The organism is Streptomyces sp. NPDC058464 (assembly GCF_042721035.1).
In the GTDB taxonomy this organism is placed as follows: Bacteria; Actinomycetota; Actinomycetes; order Streptomycetales; family Streptomycetaceae; genus Streptomyces.
Window position 1 is genome coordinate 94,340 of the sequence record NZ_JBHXMA010000026.1, and the last position, 18,271, is coordinate 112,610.

Sequence of the window (18,271 nt, forward strand, 5' to 3'; positions counted from 1 at the left end):
ACGGATTCGTGGAGAGTCCGTGTCGTGGAAAGGCGCCCTGGGGCCCGGTTGTCGGTGTCACCTGCCACAATTGCGGCGCAACCTCAGTGGAGAAGGCGGTACGGGATCGTGACGACACCCGGGTCCCTGGTTCCAGGGTCCATCGAAGGCAGGATCGCCGAGGAGCTCGGCGTACGGGAGCGGCAGGTCAAGGCTGCCGTGGAGCTGCTCGACGGCGGTTCGACGGTGCCCTTCATCGCCCGCTACCGCAAGGAAGCGACCGAGATGCTCGACGACGCGCAGCTGCGCACGCTCGAGGAGCGGCTGCGCTACCTGCGGGAGCTGGAAGAGCGGCGGACGGCGATCCTGGAGTCGGTGCGGGAGCAGGGCAAGCTCACCGACGAACTGGAGGCGCAGATCCGGGGCGCCGAGACCAAGGCGCGGCTGGAGGACATCTACCTGCCGTACAAGCCGAAGCGGCGGACCAAGGCGCAGATCGCGCGGGAGGCCGGCCTGGAGCCGCTGGCCGAGGGGCTGCTCGGGGACCCCGGGGTGGAGCCGCTGGCGGCCGCCGCCGCCTTCGTCGACGCCGACAAGGGCGTCGCCGATCCGCAGGCCGCCCTGGAGGGTGCCCGCGCGATCCTCACCGAGCGGTTCTCGGAGGACGCGGACCTCGTCGGCGAGCTGCGCGAGCGCATGTGGGTACGTGGCCGGCTCGCCGCGAAGGTGCGGGACGGCAAGGAGGAGGCGGGCGCGAAGTTCGCCGACTACTTCGAGTTCGCCGAGCCGTTCACCGACCTGCCCTCGCACCGCATCCTGGCGATGCTGCGCGGCGAGAAGGAGGAGGTCCTCGACCTCGTCCTGGAGCCGGAGGAGCCGACCGAGGGCCCGTCCTCGTTCGAGGGGATCGTCGCCCACAGGTTCGGGATCGCCGACCGCGGCCGGCCGGCCGACAAGTGGCTGTCGGACACGGTCCGCTGGGCCTGGCGCACCCGCCTCCTCGTCCACCTCGGCATCGACCTGCGGCTGCGCCTGCGCACGGCCGCCGAGGACGAGGCGGTCGACGTCTTCGCGGCGAACCTGCGCGACCTGCTGCTCGCCGCCCCGGCCGGCACCCGCGCGACGCTGGGCCTGGACCCCGGTTTCCGGACCGGCGTGAAGGTCGCCGTCGTCGACGCCACCGGCAAGGTGGTCGCCACCGACGTCATCTACCCGCACGTCCCGGCCAACAAGTGGGACGAGGCGATCGCCAAGCTGGCCCGGCTCGCCAAGGAGCACGCGGTCGACCTCATCGCGATCGGCAACGGCACGGCGTCCCGCGAGACCGACAAGCTCGCCGGTGAGCTCATCACCAGGCACCCGGAGCTGACGCTCACCAAGGTGATGGTGTCCGAGGCCGGCGCGTCCGTGTACTCGGCCTCCGCCTTCGCGTCCCAGGAACTGCCCGACATGGACGTGTCGCTGCGCGGCGCCGTCTCCATCGCCCGCCGGCTCCAGGACCCGCTGGCCGAGCTGGTGAAGATCGACCCCAAGTCGATCGGCGTCGGCCAGTACCAGCACGACCTGTCCGAGGTGAAGCTGTCGCGCTCGCTGGACGCGGTGGTCGAGGACTGTGTGAACGGCGTGGGCGTGGACGTCAACACGGCGTCGGCGCCGCTGCTCGCCCGCGTCTCGGGCATCACGTCCGGGCTCGCCGAGAACATCGTCGCCCACCGCGACACCAACGGCCCGTTCACCTCCCGCGGCCAGCTGAAGAACGTGGCCCGGCTCGGCCCGAAGGCGTACGAGCAGTGCGCGGGCTTCCTGCGCATCCGCGGCGGCGACGACCCGCTGGACGCGTCGAGCGTCCACCCGGAGGCGTATCCCGTCGTCCGGCGCATGGTGAAGACGTCGGGCCAGGAGGTGGCCGCGCTCATCGGCAACACGGGTGCGCTGCGCTCGCTGCGGCCGACGGACTTCGTGGACGAGACGTTCGGTCTGCCGACCATCACCGACATCCTCAAGGAGCTGGAGAAGCCGGGGCGCGACCCGCGTCCGGCCTTCAAGACGGCCACCTTCAAGGAGGGCGTCGAGAAGATCTCCGACCTGTCCTCCGGGATGGTCCTGGAGGGCGTGGTGACGAACGTGGCGGCGTTCGGCGCGTTCATCGACGTCGGTGTCCACCAGGACGGTCTGGCGCATGTCTCCGCGCTGTCCAAGACCTTCGTCAAGGACCCGCGGGACGTGGTGAAGCCGGGTGACATCGTCAAGGTGAAGGTCCTCGACGTGGACATCCCGCGCAAGCGGATCTCGCTGACGCTGCGGCTGGACGACGAGGCCGCTCCGCAGCAGGGCGGCCGACAGGGCGACGGCGGCGAACGGCGCCAGCGGGGCGGGCGTCCGCCGCAGCAGCGGCAGCAACAGCAGCGTCAGGGGGGCGGTGCTCGTCAGGCGTCGGCACCGCCGCCGGCGAACAGCGCGATGGCCGATGCGCTGCGCCGGGCCGGGCTGCTGGGCGGGAAGGACGGCAAGCGCTGACGGATGCCTCGCGGAGGTGTCGGGGAGCGGCCGGTCCGTCGTGGCCGGTCGCGCCCACGCGGCGGAGCCGCCTGTCGATACGGCCCCGCGCCCCCAGGGGCACGCGTCTCGCTGCCGTCGGTGAACACGAGGCGAAAGGGGCATGTCAACTCGCTGCCCTGTCTGTGCGCGCCCCGTGATCGTGCATAGCGTTCACGTCATGCATATGCGGGGTGGGAGGCAGTTGTTGCTGGCCGGGCTACTGATGGCCGCAACAGCGGCCTGTGATTCGGGAGTTCACTATTCCGTTCCCGATACGCAGGCCGGCCGCGAGGCGACGGCGCGGACCACTGCGGCCACCACCCCGGCCGCTCCCGCCCGACACCCCGCCAAGGCCACCGAAACAGCCGGGGCCCCGGCTCCCAGCCGGACAGCCGCTCCTGCGGACACCCGGTCCGGTACCGCCACGACTCCGGCTGCCCGCACCTGCACGACGCGGGACCTCGCGGCCTCCGAGGGGCGGACCAGTCCGCAGGTGGGTGGCGGACGCCCGGGGTACGCCGCGGAGATCGTGCTGCGCAACCGCTCGGGCTCGACGTGCCGGCTGAGTGGCTGGCCCGGTCTCACCTTCTTCGGTGACGGCGTCCTGCACGTCTGCACGACGGCCGACCCCCCGGACTGCGAGAGCGGGCCGGTGAGCACCTCGGGCATCCGCCCGTTCAAGGTCAGCCGGTCCGCGGCGGCCGTCCCGCCCACCGTGCTGCTCGCCCCGGGGCACACGACGTCGTTCGTGCTGCACACGGACGACGCGTGTCCGGGGGTGGACGCCCCCTACGGCGTGGACATCCGCCTGCCCGGCGGCTCCCGACCGCTGACCCTGGTGCCCGGTCCCAACCTCTCCCCGTGCGACGGGAAGCTCGACGTCACCGCTTTCGGCTCCGCCGCCTGACCCCCGCCGCGCCCCGGCGCCGGACCCTGCCGGTCAGACGTACCCGCGCCGCTGCACGAACCCCAACGCGGCCGCCCCCAGCGGGACGTTGAGCCAGAACGTGAGCAGCCGGTAGACCAGGACCGCCGAGGTGGCCGGGCCGGCCGGCACGCCGAGGGCGGTCAGGCCCGCGATGAGGCCCGCTTCGAGCGCGCCGAGGCCGCCGGGGACCGGAGCCGCGTTGGCGAGCAGGCGGGCCGCCATGTAGGCGGCACCGAGCTGGACGAAGGGGAGGTCGCCGCCGAGCGCGTGGAGGCTGAGGGCGAGTCCGACGATCTGGATGACGGGCAGGCCCAGCATGCCGACCACCCCGAGGGCCAGCTTGGTGGGGTCGGCGGCGATCCCGGTGAGCGTCGTGCCCGCCGCACGCAGGAACGGCCACACCTTCTCGCGCAGGAAGCGCCGGCCGGGCGGGGTCAGGCCGAGCAGCCCTCCGGCTGCCAGCACGAGGACGATCGCGGGCAGGGTGTACCTGCCCACGGGCAGGTCCAGGTGGACGCCACCATGGTGCTGTCCGGCCGCGGTGAAGAAGACGGTGGCGACCACCACGTTCGAGACCGCGCCGGCCAGGCTCTGCAGCCCGACGGAGGCCGTCGCGGCACCGGTCTCGATCCCCGTCTTCTGCAGATAGCGCAGGTTGAGCGCCATGCCGCCGACGTTGCCGGGGGTGATGCGGTTCAGGAAGGAGCTGGCGAACTGCACCTGGTAGGTGGCCCGGAAGGGCAGGCGCCCGGGGATGGTGCCCAGTTGCAGACAGGTCGAGAAGCCCTGCGAGACGAAGGTGACGGGCACGACCGCGAGCAGCCACCACCAGTTGGCGTCGCGCAGCGCACGGAGTGCGGCCGGGGCGTTGGCGAGCTGCGGCAGCACGAGGTGGAGCACCAAGAACGCACCGGCCAGGCCCAGGACGCTCTTCCAGGTGAACCGGGCGAGCGGGGCCGGTTTGGCGGCCGGGACCTCGCAGGCGCCGCGTACTTCCTCGGCGAGGTCGTGCATCAGGTTCGGCCGGCCGCCGGGGCGCAGCGTGCGGCGCCGGGCGCCGGCCGTGGCCTCCCGGGCGCGGGCCTGGTCGTAGCGGGCCACCTCGCGGCGGGCGGGGCCGAGCAGGGCGAGCGGTTGCAGGTACGGCAGGGCACTCGCGAGCCGTTCGGGGCCGAGGCCGGCCAGGGCGCAGGCGGTGGCGCGGGCCGGCCCGACGCGTACGGCGGTGGTCGCGAGCAGCTCGGCGAGGTCACTGCCGAGCGTCTCGGGCGGCGCGTTCAGCTGGGCCCGGGCGAACGCGGTGAGCCTGGGGCCGCCGTCCGGCGCGACGAGGATGTGCTCGGGGCGCAACGACCGGTGCGCGAGGCGGTGTTCCTGGATGCGGGCCACGGCCGCCCAGGCCTCGCGGAGCAGGGTGTCGGTCAGCTCCTCGTCGGCGAGCGCGGACAGCGGACGGGCATCCGCCCCGACCGTCACCACCACCGCGGCGTCCCCGGCCACCGGGTAGGCGATGACGGGGTCGGCGACCCGGGCGCCGGTGCGGGCGGCGAAGACCAGCATGAGCAGTTCGTGCTCGGCGGCGGCGAGCGGTGTCTGCTCCCCGGGGTCCGCCGGGTGGCGCAGCAGGACGCGCCGGGCGAGCCGGTGGAACAGGTCGCGGCCCCGGTCCTCGGCGGCGAGGGCGCGTACGGTCAGCTGCGCGCCCTCGGCGGTCTCGGCGCCGTAGAGGACGCCCTCGCCGGGGAGTTGGCGGTCCGCCGGCAGTTCGCGGAGGGCGGCGAGGGGGATCCCGCAGGCGACGAGGGCGTCGGCGACGGCCTGGGCCGGCGGACGGTCGGGCGGGCCGCCGGCCATGAGCAGGACGGCCGATCCGGCGGTGCCGCCGACGACGAGGGCCCCGAACGCGTCCAGCGGGACCAGCGAGGCGGCCAGTGCGCCGAGCGCGGCGCACCCGACGGTCAGCGCCCACAGCGCCCGTCGCCACGGCCGTGTCAGCCAGGGGCCGGCGGCGACGACCGCGGACGCGCAGGCCGCCAGGTACACCGCCGACGGCCAGCCCGCGTGCACCAGTCCGCCACGGCCGACGAGCACCTCCGGCCACCGTTCGGGCCTGCTCTCGGCCAGCGCGAGCCGGGTGAGCAGCCAGCCGACGGCCGCGCCCAGGGCCGCGGCGGGCAGCACCCTCGACACCGCGTCGAAGCGGCGCCGTACGACGAGGACGACCAGGGCGGCCAGCGGTGCGAGCATCGCGACCGCCTGCACCGTGCCGAGCAGTGCGTCGCGCAGGCCCGGCGGCAGCGCGGTGGCCGCGGAGAGCAGGCCCTGCTGCGCTCTGCGGGCGAAGTCCCGGGTGGCGACCGCCACCAGGACCGTCAGCGCGAGGGCGGCCAGGGAGACCAGCAGTCGCAGCAGGTCGGCCGCGCGCCGCACGTCCCGGGGCGGCGGGGCGTCGACGGTGGGCGCCGCCCCGCCTGCTCCGGCGTCGCCCACGAGGTCGGCGGAGAGCAGCATGCCGTGCCGGTCGGTCATGTCCCGCTCCCGACGGGGCTGCGAGGACGGCCCATGCGCGCGCTCCTTCGGGCACAGGTCCGGCTCGCCCGGACGTCGGCCCATGGTTCCACGCGGCCGGTGTCCCGCGCCTCGGTCGAATGACTGTGGGCAGACGCAGTCGGCCGACGGATCATGTCTGCTTCGGAGGCTGGCTGGTGCCGTTCATCCGGGCGCGATTCTCCGCGAGCAGTTCCTGGACGCGCTTCTCGACCTCCACGGGGTCGACGCCGAGGGCACGGCCCATGTGGATGGACCACACCTCCGAGCGCACGTTGGTCTCGAAGTCCAGGTCGGCGCGGACGTTCTCGCGGGAGGCCTGCCGGTTCTGGCTCACCATCACGAACGTGGACAGGAAGATCGCCTCCAGGCTGACGATCATGGTGAGCAGTCCGAAGGGGAACGGGTCCCAGATCGCGCCTTCGCCGAACACGCCCTCGTTGAACACGATCCAGACCGTGAACCACAGGGCGTGCAGGTACACGAACATCATGGTTCCGGCGAATGCGGTGATCGCGTCCGCGATGCGGTCCTGGGTGCCGCGCAGCTGCGCGAGGACGTCCTGTTCGTTGACGATCCGTAGGGCCGGTCGCTTCGGCGATGTGCTCATGGCCATTCTCCTGCCAGGTGTCCGACGATGATCGCAGCGTACGGGGGCCGATGGCGCCATTGGGGGTGCCGCGAAAGGTCGTGCGGCGGCTGCGGGTGTGTGGGGGCTGGTCGCGCAGTTCCCCGCGCCCCAAAAGGGGCGCCTGCAGCTGGGGAGTTCTAGCGTTCGGTCACCTTGCCCGCCGCTACCTCCAGGCGGCGGGTGACTCGGACCGCGTCCAGCATGCGGCGGTCGTGGGTGACCAGGAGAAGGGTGCCCTCGTAGGCGTCGAGGGCCGATTCCAGCTGCTCGATCGCCGGGAGGTCGAGGTGGTTCGTCGGCTCGTCCAGGACGAGGAGGTTGACGCCACGTCCCTGGAGCAGGGCCAGGGCGGCGCGGGTCCGCTCGCCCGGTGACAGCGTGGCCGCGGAGCGCAGCACATGGTCCTGCTTGAGGCCGAACTTGGCGAGCAGGGTGCGCACTTCGACCGGTTCGGTGTCCGGTACGGCCGCGCCGAAGGCGTCCAGCAGGGACTCCGTGCCGTGGAAGAGCTTGCGGGCCTGGTCCACCTCGCCGACCAGGACGCCCGGGCCGAGGGCCGCGTGCCCGGCGTCCAGCTCCACCCTGCCCAGCAGCGCGGCGAGCAGCGTCGACTTGCCCGCGCCGTTCGCGCCGGTCACCGCGACCCGGTCCGCCCAGTCGATCTGGAGGGACACCGGTCCGAAGGTGAAGTCGCCGCGCCGTACCTCCGCGTCCCGCAGCGTGGCGACGACGGCGCCGGAGCGCGGGGCCGCCGCGATCTCCATGCGCAGTTCCCACTCCTTGCGGGGCTCCTCGACGACGTCCAGGCGTTCGATCATGCGCTGGGTCTGGCGGGCCTTGGCGGCCTGCTTCTCGCTGGCCTCGCTGCGGAACTTGCGGCCGATCTTGTCGTTGTCGTTGGACGCCTTGCGCCGGGCGTTCTTGACGCCCTTGTCCATCCAGCCGCGCTGCATCTGGGCGCGGTCCTGGAGGGCGGCCTTCTTGTCGGCGTACTCGTCGTAGTCCTCGCGGGCGTGCCGGCGGGCCACGTCGCGTTCCTCCAGGTAGGCGTCGTAGCCGCCGCCGTAGAGGTTGATCTGGTTCTGGGCCAGGTCGAGTTCGAGGACCTTGGTGACGGTGCGGGTGAGGAACTCGCGGTCGTGGCTGACGACGACCGTGCCGGCGCGCAGGCCGGTCACGAAGCGTTCGAGGCGTTCCAGGCCGTCGAGGTCGAGGTCGTTGGTGGGCTCGTCGAGGAGGAAGACGTCGTAGCGGGAAAGGAGGAGGGAGGCGAGGCCCGCGCGGGCGGCCTGGCCGCCGGAGAGGGACGTCATCGGCTGGTCGAGGTCGACGGCCAGGCCGAGGGTGTCGGCGACCTCCTCGGCCCGCTCCTCCAGGTCGGCGCCGCCGAGGTCGAGCCAGCGTTCCAGGGCGGTGGCGTAGGCGTCGTCGGCGCCCGGCGCCCCGTCGACCAGGGCCTGGGTCGCCTCGTCCATCACGCGCTGGGCCTCGGCGACCCCGGTGCGCCGGGCGAGGAAGTCGCGCACGGTCTCGCCCGGCCGCCGCTCCGGCTCCTGGGGCAGGTGGCCGACGGTCGCGGTCGGCGGGGAGAGCCGCAGTTCGCCCTGTTCGGGGGCGGTGAGCCCGGCGAGCAGCCGCAGCAGGGTGGACTTGCCCGCGCCGTTGGCACCGACAAGACCGATCACGTCACCGGGCGCGACGACGAGGTCGAGCCCGGAGAAGAGCGAGCGGTCGCCGTGCCCGGCGGCGAGGTTCTTGGCGACGAGGGTGGCAGTCATCAGAACGCCGATCCTAATGGCCGGGCGGCCCGGGCTCGGCCCTGTCCTCCCCGGTCAGCGCTCGGGCGCCGCCACCAGCACGCTCCCGGCGGTGCGGGCCACCACGAAGGACCCGCCCCTGACCGCCTTGCCGTCCAGGGGGATGCGGTGGCGGCCGGGTTCCAGGACGCCGTCGAAGAGTTCGTGGGTGCGGGGGCGGGAGAGGCGGTCCAGGCGGTACGACGTGAGCCGCACCCGGCAGGGCGAGGTGACCTCGATGCCGGCGGTGCCGTCGGAGGCGACCAGCCGGGCCAGCCGGCGCTGCGGGAGCGGGCTGCGGTCGAGGGCGTGTTCGATCTGGGCGACGAGGAGCGGGACGATCGGGGCGAGCCCGTCGACGTAGGCCACCTCCACGCCCGCCCGCTCGAACGCCTGACGTACGGCGGTCCGCTCGGCCTCGGCGACCGCGGGGCCGAAGGCGACGGCCGCGTAGCCGCGGAGTTCCTCGGCGGGGACGCCGTCGGCGTCGTGGGTGATGTCGGCGCCGATGCCGATGGTGCGCAGGGCGGCGGCCAGCTTGGCGAGGAGGGCGACGCGGGCGCCGATCAGCAGCACCCGGCGGCCGGGCGGCGGGCCGGAGTCCTCGAGGAGGGCGCCGAGGGCCTCGCGGTACTCGGGGCCGTGGAAGCGGAACGGGCCGATGCCGTGGTAGCCGTTGCGCTCCAGGTCGGCGTGTTCGGAGGTCTGCCAGGCGAAGTCCCGCCAGATGTAGTCGTCGCCGTCGTGCTCGATGACCGCGGTGACCGCACCGCAGGCCAGGTCCTCGCACTCGGGACAGCCGTAGACGACGTACCGGCCGTCGGGCAGCGGGGCCTCGGACTCCAGTAAGAGGCTGCGGACCTGGGCGGTGAAGATCGCGGGCGGCACGTCGGAGGCGAGCGGGGAGACGGCGTCCAGGTCGGAGAGCTGGAACAGCAGCGGGTGACCGTCGACGACGAAGTCCACGAAGTCCCGGTGGAGCTGGTACCCGCCGTCGGCGAGGACAGCGCCGGCGCGCATCGCCGGGGCCAGGCCGAAGGTCGCGTATGCGGCAGACATGCTGTGAGTATCCCCAGAGCGGGACGATCTGAGCGCGGCATGACATATTCCGCTAACGTCACGGTGTGCCGTCTGAGCTGAGTGACGAAGTGATCGTGGTCGGTGGCGGGGTCGTCGGACTGACCACGGCGGTGGTGCTGGCCGAGGGCGGGCGCCGGGTGCGGGTGTGGGCCCGGGAGACCGGCGGGCGTACGACCTCGGCGGTCGCGGGCGCGCTGTGGTGGCCGTACCGCATCGAGCCGGAGGCGCTGGTCGGGGAATGGGCGCTCGCCTCCCTTGTCGTGTACGAGGCGCTGGCGGCGCGGCCGGAGGAGACGGGCGTACGCCTGGTCGAGGGCGTACACGACGGCCTGCGGCTGGACGGGCTCGGTGCGTGGGCGGCCAAGGTGCCGGGGCTGGCGGAGACCGCCGAAGGTCTGGCGGCCCGGCTGCCGTTGATCGACATGCCGGTCCATCTGGAGTGGCTGCGGCGGCGGTTGGAGCGGGCCGGCGGGACGGTCGAGGAGCGGGTGGTGGAGTCGCTGGACGAGGTGCCCGCGCCGGTCGTGGTCAACTGCACCGGGCTCGGGGCCCGTTCGCTCGTACCGGACCCGGCAGTGCGTCCGGTGCGCGGGCAGCTGGTCGTGGTGGAGAACCCCGGGATCACCACCTGGTACACGTCCGACGAGGTGGCAGGGGGCGCGTCCGCCTACTTCTTCCCGCAGCCCGGCGGGCTGCTGCTCGGGGGTACGGCGGAGGAGGACGCCTGGTCGCTGGAGCCGGATCCGGAGGTGGCGGCCGGCATCGTGGCGCGCTGTGCGGCGGTCCGGCCGGAGATCGCCGGGGCGCGGGTGCTGGCGCACCGGGTGGGACTGCGGCCGTACCGGTCGACGGTCCGGCTGGAGCACGAACTACGGCCGGGCGGCCGGGTGCTGGTCCACAACTACGGGCACGGCGGGGCCGGGATCACGGTCGCCTGGGGATGTGCGCGGGAGGCGGCCGGGCTGGTGGACACCGGCCCGGCCGCCTGACCGGTCAGCTCGCGGGGACGCGCTGGACGGTGCGCGGGGCACGCACGCCGTTCAGGGCGGTCTTCTCGGGAGCGGTCCACCGTGCGGCGGTGGCGAGGGCGAACGCGTCCGCGCCGCCGACCAGCGGGACCCTGGCCGTCGTCCGGGACAGGTCCACCGTGAGCGTGGGCGTGGTGGACGGCGGGTCGATGAGGTCCTTGTCCGTGCCCGCGACGATCAGCGCCAGGCGGTGGCCCTTGGGTACGACGTGGTCGGTGGCCGCCAGGTCGAGGGTGATCGTGTAGGCCTTGCCCGGGGTGAGCGGGACGCCCTTGCCGGGGTCGGCGTAGGTACCGAGGTCGGCCCAGCCACGGCTGAAGACGGTGTAGTCGACGGCCTTGGTCTTGGCCTCGGTCTTCTTGAAGCAGGCGCTGTCACCGGCCGTGCTCTCGCCCCAGCAGGTGCGGTCGGTGAGGGTGGTGATGCCCTCGTGGGAGTCGGCGTAGTCGCGGATGGTGTCCGGGCCGAGGTCGACGAGGACGGCGGTCAGGTGGGCCGTCGAGGTGGTCGGGGTGGCGGTGACGGTCACCTTCGACGAGCCGGACAGCCGCAGGTCCCGGGTGAGCGGCGCGGTGAGGAAACCGGCCTTGTCGGAGGTGGGGGTGGCGAGCTGGGCCGCCCAGTCGGTCTCGCTCTGCTGCGGGTCGTCCGTGAACGTCTCGGTGCCGGATCCCTTGTGCAGGCCGAGGGTGCCGACGCCCGGCTGGGTGCCGGTGGCGGGGCGCAGGGTGGTGGTCCGCGTGCCGCTCGGCGGCCAGACCGACGAGGTCACCCACTGGTCGGGGTGGCGCTCGACGTCGGCCATCGGCTCGCGGTCGATGCCGTTGTCGTAGCCGAGCAGTTCGTGGTCGAACCAGCGGTGCAGGGTGTCGACCCAGGCGCCGCGCCGGTAGTCGAAGGGGTCGACGTGCCCGGTCTGGGAGAGCCAGATCTTGCGCTCGACGCCGTTCTTGGCGAGGGCGTCCCACCACTGGCCGAAGTGCTTGGTGCGGACGTTGAGGTCCTGCATGCCGTGCACGAGGAAGACGCTGGCCCTCACCTTGGAGGCGTCCTTGACGTAGTCGCGCTCGGTCCACAGGTCGGTCCAGTCTCCGCTGCGCGGGGCACCGTCGATCAGCTTCTGCTGAACGGCACCGCACTTGGCGTAGGCGTCGTCGCTCTCCACCGCTCCGGCCAGCCAGTCGGGACCCGAGTCGTACAGCGGGGCGCCCTGGGCGAAGTAGTAGTCGTACCAGGAGGAGATGGCGCTGATCGGGACGATCGTCCTGAGGCCCTTGACGCCGGTGGCGGCCACGCCGTTGGCGATGGTGCCGTCCCAGCTCTTGCCGATCATGCCGGTCTTCCCGTTGGTCCAGCTCGCCTTGACGGTGGTGGTGCCGGTGCGGCTGCTGTACGCCTTGGCGCGGCCGCCCAGCCAGTCGATGACGGCCTTCGCGGACTGGATGTCGGAGCGGCCGCCGATGTCGATGCAGCCGTCGGAGCGGTTGGTGCCGGCCAGGTCGACGCCGACGAAGGCGTAGCCGCGGGGCACGAAGTAGTTGTCGTAGAAGAGCGGCATCTGGACGACGTTCCCGTTGGCGTCGTACGTCTTGAGCTGGCTCTCGTTGCCGCGTCCGCAGCAGGAGTAGTAGGGGCTGGCGTCCATGATGACCGGTACCTTGCGGCCCTGCGCGGCGGGTTCGGAGGGCCGGACGATGTCGGCGGCGACCCGGTCGGTCCTCCCGTCGCCGTCGGAGTCGAGGCCGGTGTCCACCCAGACGGCCTCGCGGATGGCGTTCGCGTACGAGTAGACGGGTCGGCTCTCGCGAGGGGCGCCGGAAGCCTGGGCCGCGGCCGGGGTGAGGAAGGCGGCGATCAGGGCTGCGACGGCCGTGACGGCGAACGGTCTCCAGATCGTGAAGCGCGTGCGTTTCGGCATGGGGCGGACGCTACCCGGGTCAACTCCCGTGCAGAAGGGGGCATCTGGGGGACCGTCAGGGCGGATTGCGGCCGAATGGCGATCGTGTGACAGCAGGTGCCATGGACAGGCCAGGGGCCACAGGGACTGAATAGGCTCCGAACAGTTTCGTGCTCCATCGACTTGGCGCTGCCCGCCGCGGTGTGGCGGGTGCGCCTCGGCCCCCTACCGACCTGGAGTTCTCTTGCACCGCAGAATCCTCGCGCCGGGCGCCCTCGCGGCGGCCTCCCTGCTGCTGGCGATCCCGGCATCGGCCGCGAGCTACAGCCCCGGCGCACCGGGCATCGGCGACCCCTACTACCCGTACTACGGCAACGGCGGTTACGACGTCGCCCACTACGACCTGCGGCTGCAGTACCAGCCGGCCACCGACGAACTGGCCGGTACGGCGACGATCCTGGCGCGCACCACGCAGGACCTGTCCAGCTTCGACCTGGACTTCCTGCTGGACGTCAGCGAGGTACGGGTCAACGGGGTGAAGGCGGACTTCGCCACGTCCGGTCAGCACGAACTGGTCGTGACCCCCAGGTCGCCGCTGGCGAAGGGCACACAGGTCACCGTCGTCGTCCGCTACAGCGGGGTGCCGTCGGCAAAGAGCGCGTACGGCTTCACCACCTGGCACCGCACCCCGGACGGGGCGGTCGCGGCGGACGAGCCCGAGTCCGCCTGGTGGTGGTTCCCGAGCAACGACCACCCGCTGGACAAGGCGACCTACGACGTGTCGGTGGCCGTTCCCGACGGCACCCAGGTCATCTCCAACGGCCTGCTCCAGTCGACGAGTTCGAAACTCGGCTGGACCCGGTACAACTGGCGGCAGAACAAGCCGCAGGCGACGTATCTGGCCACTTTGGCGGTCGGGAAGTTCGACATCACCACCAGTACGTCGGAGGGTGGCGTACCGGTCGTCAACGCCTACAGCAAGGACCTCGGCGACAACGACGGGGCGGCCCGGGCGAGCGTGGAGCGCACCGGGGAGCTCGTCGACTGGCTCTCCGGCTACTTCGGGCCTTATCCCTTCAGCTCGGCCGGCGGATACGTCCCCAACACCACCACCGGGTACGCGCTGGAGACGCAGACCCGCGTGTACTACAGCCCGAAGCAGTTCGCGAACGGTTCCAACACGTCGGTGGTCGTGCATGAGCTGGCCCACCAGTGGTACGGCGACGACGTCTCCCTCAAGGGCTGGAAGGACATCTGGCTCAACGAGGGGTTCGCGCGGTACGCGCAGTGGCTGTGGTCGGAGCACGAGGGCGAGGGCACGACGCAGGAGCTCGCCGACTACGTGTACGCGTCGCATCCGGCCGACGACGCGTTCTGGACGGTGAAGCCGGGGGATCCGGGCCCCGACGACCAGTTCGACATCGCCGTCTACGACCGGGGGGCGCTGGCCGTGCAGGCGCTGCGGAACGCGGTCGGTGACGTCGCGTTCTTCGCGATTCTGAAGGGGTGGCCGAAGGAGCACGCGTACGGGAACGCTTCGGTGGGCGACTTCGAGGAGTACGCGGAGAAGGTGTCGGGGAAGTCGCTGTCGAGGTTGTTCGATGCGTGGCTGTTCGAGCCGACGAGGCCGGCGGTGCCGGCAGTGAAGGCCGTGGGGGCGGTTGCGCAGCCGAAGTCGTGGAAGCGGATCGAGGCTACGAACGACGTGCACTGAGGGGGTGCCGGGTTCGGTGGGTGGGGGCTGCGGGCCGGTTGTGGCTGGTCGCGCAGTTCCCCGCGCCCCTGACGGGGCGCCTGAGCGCCGCGTCTCCGGAAAGCTAAAGGGGCGCTTCGTCGCCGTAGTCGTACACGGTGACCGGGATGTGTCGGGCCACCAGCCGCTCCTTTATCAACGGCTCGACGCGGGACCACTTGCCGCCCGCCAGGCCGCAGCCTATGCGGGGCATGTGCACGGACGCGGCTAGTTCGGTCGCCTTGTCGGCGAGACCGGCCAGCGCCGTGTCTATCGCCTCGTACCGGACCGGTGCGCCCTTGCTCCCGGTCTTCGTCCCCCGTTGGCCGATCATGTTGGCCACCCAGATGTACCGGTCGACGCGGACCAGTTGGACCGCGCCCAGGCCGAAGTCGTTGTTCGCGCGGTCTCGGTGCCAGGCGCGGTAAGCCTTCTCCGGCTCCGGCCAGCGGCGGGAGAGGGCCAGCACGAAGCCCTTTCCCCAACCCCCCAGGTCGTTGCAGACGTGGGCGATCACCTTGACGCCCTTGCCGGAAGGCACGGTGGCGTCACCCCGGATGTATGTGATCTCCGACATGACGCCACCGTAGGCGATGCCACTGACAATCGCGCTGACCTGCTACTTCGTGAGCTGGGACAGCTCCTCGTCGGCCGCTCGGGAGACCCGGCGGCGGACGCCGAACCAGCCGGCCACCAGCAGACCAGGTAGGCGAGGGCGAGGGCCGGGCCGGCGTTGTGGAGGCGGCCGCCGGCGCCGAGGAAGAGGCCGGTGCCGATCGCGCCGCCGATGGCGATCATGTTGACGTGGCGGGCCTTGAGGTCCTTGCTGTAGCCGGCGTCGCCCGCGTCCGCGGGCGCCTGGGCCGCGTCGGTCCGGGTGGCGGCAGCCTGCGCCGTGTCCACGGAGCGGATCGCGCTCGGGTGTCCGGACGTACTCGGTCGGTGCGCTCGGTGGTGGGCACGGACCGAGGCGCCACCTTCCCCCGGGCGCCGACGCTCATGCGATGGCACAGGTCACAGAGCGGCCCTTCTCACAAGGTCACGATCATGACATCCAGGTGGCCATCGGCCGAACGCGTCCCATGCGTCGCCCGGTGTCACAGTGCCGGTGTGACAGCGATACTGCTGCACATGACGACCGACACCGCCGGTGGCTCCGGGGACCCGGCGCTCACCATCGACGAACTGGCCGCGCGGGCCGGCACCACGGTCCGCACGGTCCGCTTCTACGGCACCAAGGGGCTGCTGCCACCGCCGGTGATCGGTCCGCGCCGGGTGGGTCACTACGGGCGCGATCACCTGGCCCGGCTGGCGCTGATCGAGGAGTTGCAGCACCAGGGCATGACGCTGGCGGCGATCGAGCGCTATCTGCGGCGGCTGCCGCCCGGGCTGAGCCACCACGACCTGGCCATCCACCGGGCCGTGGTGGCCTCCTGGGCCCCGGACACCGAGGAGACCGTGACGGCCGCGGAGCTGCGGCGGCGGGCCGGACGGCCGCTCGACGAGGAGGACGTCGACCGGCTCGTCGCCATGGACGTCGTACGGCCCGACGGGGACGCCTACCGGATCGACCCCGGCCTGCTCCGGCTCGCCGTCCAGCTCCTCGACGTGCCGCTGTCCGAGAAGGCGATCGTGGCCGCGCGCACGGTCCTGACCGAGCACTCGCGGGCGGCCGCGCGCGAGCTGTCCCTGCTGTTCCGGGCCGAGGTGGCGGAGCGGACCGAGGCGGACGTGAAGTCCCTGTCCGCGCACATGCAGCCGCTGGTGGTCCAGGCGCTGCTGACCGCGTTCCAGCGGTCGCTCAGCGCGGAGGTGCACCAGTGGCTCGACGGCTCCGGAGACGGTTCCTGAGAAGGAGCCGCTCCGCGCACCCGGCTCGGCGTCGGCTCAGCGGCCGTCGGTGAAGGTCTCTCCCTTCTCCGCCTTCGCCACCAGCAGCGCGGGCGGCGTGAACCGCTCGCCGTAGGTCTCGGCGAGTTCACGCGCGCGTGCCACGAAGCCGGGCAGGCCCGCACCCGCCCCGCCGTAGGCGTCGTAGCCGTTGATGTACTGCAGGACGCCGCCGGTCCAGCCGGGGAAGCCGATGCCGAAGAGCGAGCCGATGTTGGCGTCGGCGACCGAGGTGAGGACGCCCTCCTCCACGAGGCGCACGGTGTCCAGGGCCTCGGAGAAGAGCATCCGCTCCTGCATGTCCCGGAACGGGATCTCGTGGCCGGGCTGGGTGAAGTGCTCGCGCAGGCCGGGCCACAGGGCGCTGCGGCTGCCGTCCTCGGCGTAGTCGTAGAAGCCCGCTCCCCCGCTGCGGCCGGGGCGGCCGAACTCGTCGACCATGCGGTCGATGACCGCCTCGGCGGGGTGCGCGGTCCAGGTGCCGCCGGCCTCCTCGACGGCCAGCCGCGACTCGCGGCGGATCTTCTGCGGGAGGGTGAGGGTGAGCTCGTCCATCAGGGAGAGCACCTTGGCCGGGTAGCCGGCCTGGGCCGCCGCCTGCTCCACGGAGGCGGGCTCGATGCCCTCGCCGACCATGGCGACGCCCTCGTTGATGAAGTGGCCGATGACGCGGGAGGTGAAGAAGCCGCGCGAGTCGTTGACGACGATCGGCGTCTTGTTGATCTGCCGGACCAGGTCGAAGGCGCGGGCCAGGGCCTCGTCGCCGGTGCGCTCGCCCTTGATGATCTCGACGAGCGGCATCTTGTCGACGGGCGAGAAGAAGTGCAGGCCGATGAAGTCGGTCTGGCGCTCGACGCCCTCGGCGAGGGCGGTGATGGGGAGCGTGGAGGTGTTGGAGCAGAGCAGGGCGTCGGGGGCGACGACGGACTCGATCTCCTGGAAGACCTTGTGCTTGAGGGCGGTGTCCTCGAAGACGGCCTCGATGACCGCGTCGCAGCCGGCGAGGTCCTGCGGGTCCGCGGTGGGCGTGATGCGGGCGAGCAGGGCGTCGGCCTTCTCCTGGCTGGTGCGGCCCTTGGCGACGGCCTTTGCACAGAGCTTCTCGGAGTAGCCCTTGCCCTTCTGGGCGGCTTCGCCGGAGACGTCCTTGAGGACGACGTCGATGCCCGCGCGGGCGCACGAGTAGGCGATGCCGGCGCCCATCATGCCCGCGCCGAGGACGGCGACCTTGGTGACCTTGCGGGGCTCGACGCCCTTGGGGCGGTTGGCGCCGGAGTTGACGGCCTGGAGGTCGAAGAAGAACGCCTGGATCATGTTCTTCGAGGTCTGCCCGGCGGCCAGCTCCACGAAGTAGCGGGCCTCGATGACCTGGGCGGTCTCGAAGTCGACCTGGCTGCCCTCGACGGCGGCGGCGAGGATGCGGCGCGGCGCCGGGTAGGGGGCGTTGTTGGTCTGCTTGCGCAGGCTCGCCGGGAAGGCGGGCAGGTTGGCGGCGAACTTCGGGTTGGCGGGCGTGCCGCCGGGGATCCGGTAGCCCGGCTTGTCCCAGGGCTGCTGCGACTCGGGGTTGGCGTCGATGAACGCGCGGGCCTTGGCCAGCAGGTCCTCCGGCGACTGGGCCACCTCGTGGATCAGGCCGTTCTGCAACGCGCGCGTGGCGTTGTACTGATTGCCCTGGAGGAGGACCTTCAGCAGGGCGTCGGCGATGCCGAGGAGGCGGACCGTGCGGACGACTCCGCCGCCGCCCGGGAGCAGGCCGAGGGTGACCTCGGGGCAGCCGATCTTGGTGCCGGGGGTGTCGAGGGCGACACGGTGGTGGCAGGCGAGGGTGAGTTCGAAACCGCCGCCCAGGGCCGCGCCGTTGATCGCGGCGACGACCGGCTTGCCGAGGGTCTCGATGCGGCGCAGGTTGCGCTTGACGCCGAGGCCGCCGTCGAAGAGGTCCTGGGCGGTCTCGGGGGTGACCCGGATGAGGTCGCGCAGGTCGCCGCCGGCGAAGAAGGTCTTCTTGGCGGAGGTGAAGATGACGCCCCGGATCGAGTCCTGTTCGGCCTCCAGGCGGTCGGTGACCGCGGCGAGGGACTCGGCGAAGGCCGCGTTCATGGTGTTCGCGGACTGGTTGGGGTCGTCCAGGACGAGGGTGACGACGCCGGTGTCGTCCTGTTCCCAGCGGATGGTGGTGCTCTCGGTCATGTGAGGGTCTCCGTGAAGTCTCTTGGTTCCGG

The 18,271-nt window shown here is 72.3% G+C and carries 12 protein-coding genes and 1 pseudogene; 5 read left to right on the forward strand and 8 right to left on the reverse strand.

Annotated features, from left to right (window positions below):
- Window positions 1-108: 108 nt before the first annotated feature.
- Together ACFWPQ_RS31045 and ACFWPQ_RS31050 are read left to right on the forward strand one after the other, a co-directional pair.
- On the forward strand, window positions 109-2,496 hold the full coding sequence (locus tag ACFWPQ_RS31045; RefSeq protein ID WP_384041915.1) for a Tex family protein: 2,388 nt from the start codon (window positions 109-111) through the stop codon (window positions 2,494-2,496).
- 244 nt (window positions 2,497-2,740) lie between these two features.
- Entirely contained in the window at window positions 2,741-3,424 is a 684-nt protein-coding gene (locus ACFWPQ_RS31050; RefSeq protein WP_384042109.1) for a DUF4232 domain-containing protein, read from the forward strand.
- Between the two features lie 33 nt (window positions 3,425-3,457).
- On the opposite strand, the gene ACFWPQ_RS31055 is transcribed toward ACFWPQ_RS31050, so the two are convergent.
- The 4 genes from ACFWPQ_RS31055 to ACFWPQ_RS31070 form a co-directional block, all read right to left on the reverse strand.
- Window positions 3,458-5,974, reverse strand: a complete 2,517-nt coding sequence (locus ACFWPQ_RS31055) for a flippase-like domain-containing protein (protein ID WP_384041918.1) — start codon at window positions 5,972-5,974, stop codon at window positions 3,458-3,460.
- A 151-nt stretch (window positions 5,975-6,125) separates the two neighbouring features.
- The gene (locus tag ACFWPQ_RS31060) at window positions 6,126-6,602 is read right to left on the reverse strand and encodes a DUF1003 domain-containing protein (RefSeq protein WP_384041921.1); all 477 of its coding nucleotides are present in this window, start codon (window positions 6,600-6,602) and stop codon (window positions 6,126-6,128) included.
- A 158-nt stretch (window positions 6,603-6,760) separates the two neighbouring features.
- Window positions 6,761-8,401: an ABC-F family ATP-binding cassette domain-containing protein gene (locus tag ACFWPQ_RS31065; RefSeq protein WP_384041924.1), complete on the reverse strand. Its 1,641-nt coding sequence runs from the start codon at window positions 8,399-8,401 to the stop codon at window positions 6,761-6,763.
- Window positions 8,402-8,455: 54 nt separating this feature from the next.
- Window positions 8,456-9,478 carry an oxidoreductase gene (locus ACFWPQ_RS31070; protein WP_384041927.1) on the reverse strand — a complete coding sequence of 341 codons (1,023 nt, stop codon included), beginning with the start codon at window positions 9,476-9,478 and terminating at the stop codon, window positions 8,456-8,458.
- Between the two features lie 65 nt (window positions 9,479-9,543).
- Here ACFWPQ_RS31070 and ACFWPQ_RS31075 point away from each other — a divergent pair, with 65 nt between their 5' ends.
- Window positions 9,544-10,488 carry an FAD-dependent oxidoreductase gene (locus ACFWPQ_RS31075; RefSeq protein ID WP_384041930.1) on the forward strand — a complete coding sequence of 315 codons (945 nt, stop codon included), beginning with the start codon at window positions 9,544-9,546 and terminating at the stop codon, window positions 10,486-10,488.
- 4 nt (window positions 10,489-10,492) lie between these two features.
- Here ACFWPQ_RS31075 and ACFWPQ_RS31080 read toward each other — a convergent pair whose 3' ends face one another.
- On the reverse strand, window positions 10,493-12,445 hold the full coding sequence (locus ACFWPQ_RS31080; RefSeq protein ID WP_384041933.1) for a Xaa-Pro dipeptidyl-peptidase: 1,953 nt from the start codon (window positions 12,443-12,445) through the stop codon (window positions 10,493-10,495).
- A 223-nt stretch (window positions 12,446-12,668) separates the two neighbouring features.
- On the opposite strand from ACFWPQ_RS31080, the gene ACFWPQ_RS31085 reads away from it, so the two are divergent.
- The gene (locus tag ACFWPQ_RS31085) at window positions 12,669-14,138 is read left to right on the forward strand and encodes a M1 family metallopeptidase (RefSeq protein WP_384041936.1); all 1,470 of its coding nucleotides are present in this window, start codon (window positions 12,669-12,671) and stop codon (window positions 14,136-14,138) included.
- Between the two features lie 103 nt (window positions 14,139-14,241).
- Here the strand turns inward: ACFWPQ_RS31085 and ACFWPQ_RS31090 are convergent, their stop codons facing one another.
- Both ACFWPQ_RS31090 and ACFWPQ_RS31095 read right to left on the reverse strand, forming a co-directional pair.
- Entirely contained in the window at window positions 14,242-14,733 is a 492-nt protein-coding gene (locus tag ACFWPQ_RS31090; RefSeq protein WP_384041939.1) for a macro domain-containing protein, read from the reverse strand.
- Window positions 14,734-14,852: 119 nt separating this feature from the next.
- Window positions 14,853-15,068 (reverse strand): annotated as a pseudogene (locus tag ACFWPQ_RS31095) (L-asparagine permease); the annotation flags it as partial.
- A gap of 219 nt (window positions 15,069-15,287) precedes the next feature.
- Here ACFWPQ_RS31095 and ACFWPQ_RS31100 point away from each other — a divergent pair.
- Window positions 15,288-16,007 (forward strand): MerR family transcriptional regulator, encoded by a 720-nt coding sequence (locus tag ACFWPQ_RS31100; protein ID WP_384042112.1) that lies wholly within the window; start codon window positions 15,288-15,290, stop codon window positions 16,005-16,007.
- A 36-nt stretch (window positions 16,008-16,043) separates the two neighbouring features.
- Here ACFWPQ_RS31100 and ACFWPQ_RS31105 read toward each other — a convergent pair whose 3' ends face one another.
- Window positions 16,044-18,239 (reverse strand): 3-hydroxyacyl-CoA dehydrogenase NAD-binding domain-containing protein, encoded by a 2,196-nt coding sequence (locus tag ACFWPQ_RS31105; RefSeq protein ID WP_384041942.1) that lies wholly within the window; start codon window positions 18,237-18,239, stop codon window positions 16,044-16,046.
- Between the last annotated feature and the right edge of the window lie 32 nt (window positions 18,240-18,271).

Coding starts and splice junctions, on each gene's coding strand:
- ACFWPQ_RS31090 (WP_384041939.1), bottom strand. CDS start 14,733: ATGTCGGAGATCACATACATCCGGGGTGACGCCACCGTGCCTTCCGGC.
- ACFWPQ_RS31055 (WP_384041918.1), bottom strand. CDS start 5,974: ATGACCGACCGGCACGGCATGCTGCTCTCCGCCGACCTCGTGGGCGAC.
- ACFWPQ_RS31050 (WP_384042109.1), top strand. CDS start 2,741: ATGGCCGCAACAGCGGCCTGTGATTCGGGAGTTCACTATTCCGTTCCC.
- ACFWPQ_RS31065 (WP_384041924.1), bottom strand. CDS start 8,401: ATGACTGCCACCCTCGTCGCCAAGAACCTCGCCGCCGGGCACGGCGAC.
- ACFWPQ_RS31080 (WP_384041933.1), bottom strand. CDS start 12,445: ATGCCGAAACGCACGCGCTTCACGATCTGGAGACCGTTCGCCGTCACG.
- ACFWPQ_RS31105 (WP_384041942.1), bottom strand. CDS start 18,239: ATGACCGAGAGCACCACCATCCGCTGGGAACAGGACGACACCGGCGTC.
- ACFWPQ_RS31060 (WP_384041921.1), bottom strand. CDS start 6,602: ATGAGCACATCGCCGAAGCGACCGGCCCTACGGATCGTCAACGAACAG.
- ACFWPQ_RS31070 (WP_384041927.1), bottom strand. CDS start 9,478: ATGTCTGCCGCATACGCGACCTTCGGCCTGGCCCCGGCGATGCGCGCC.
- ACFWPQ_RS31100 (WP_384042112.1), top strand. CDS start 15,288: ATGACGACCGACACCGCCGGTGGCTCCGGGGACCCGGCGCTCACCATC.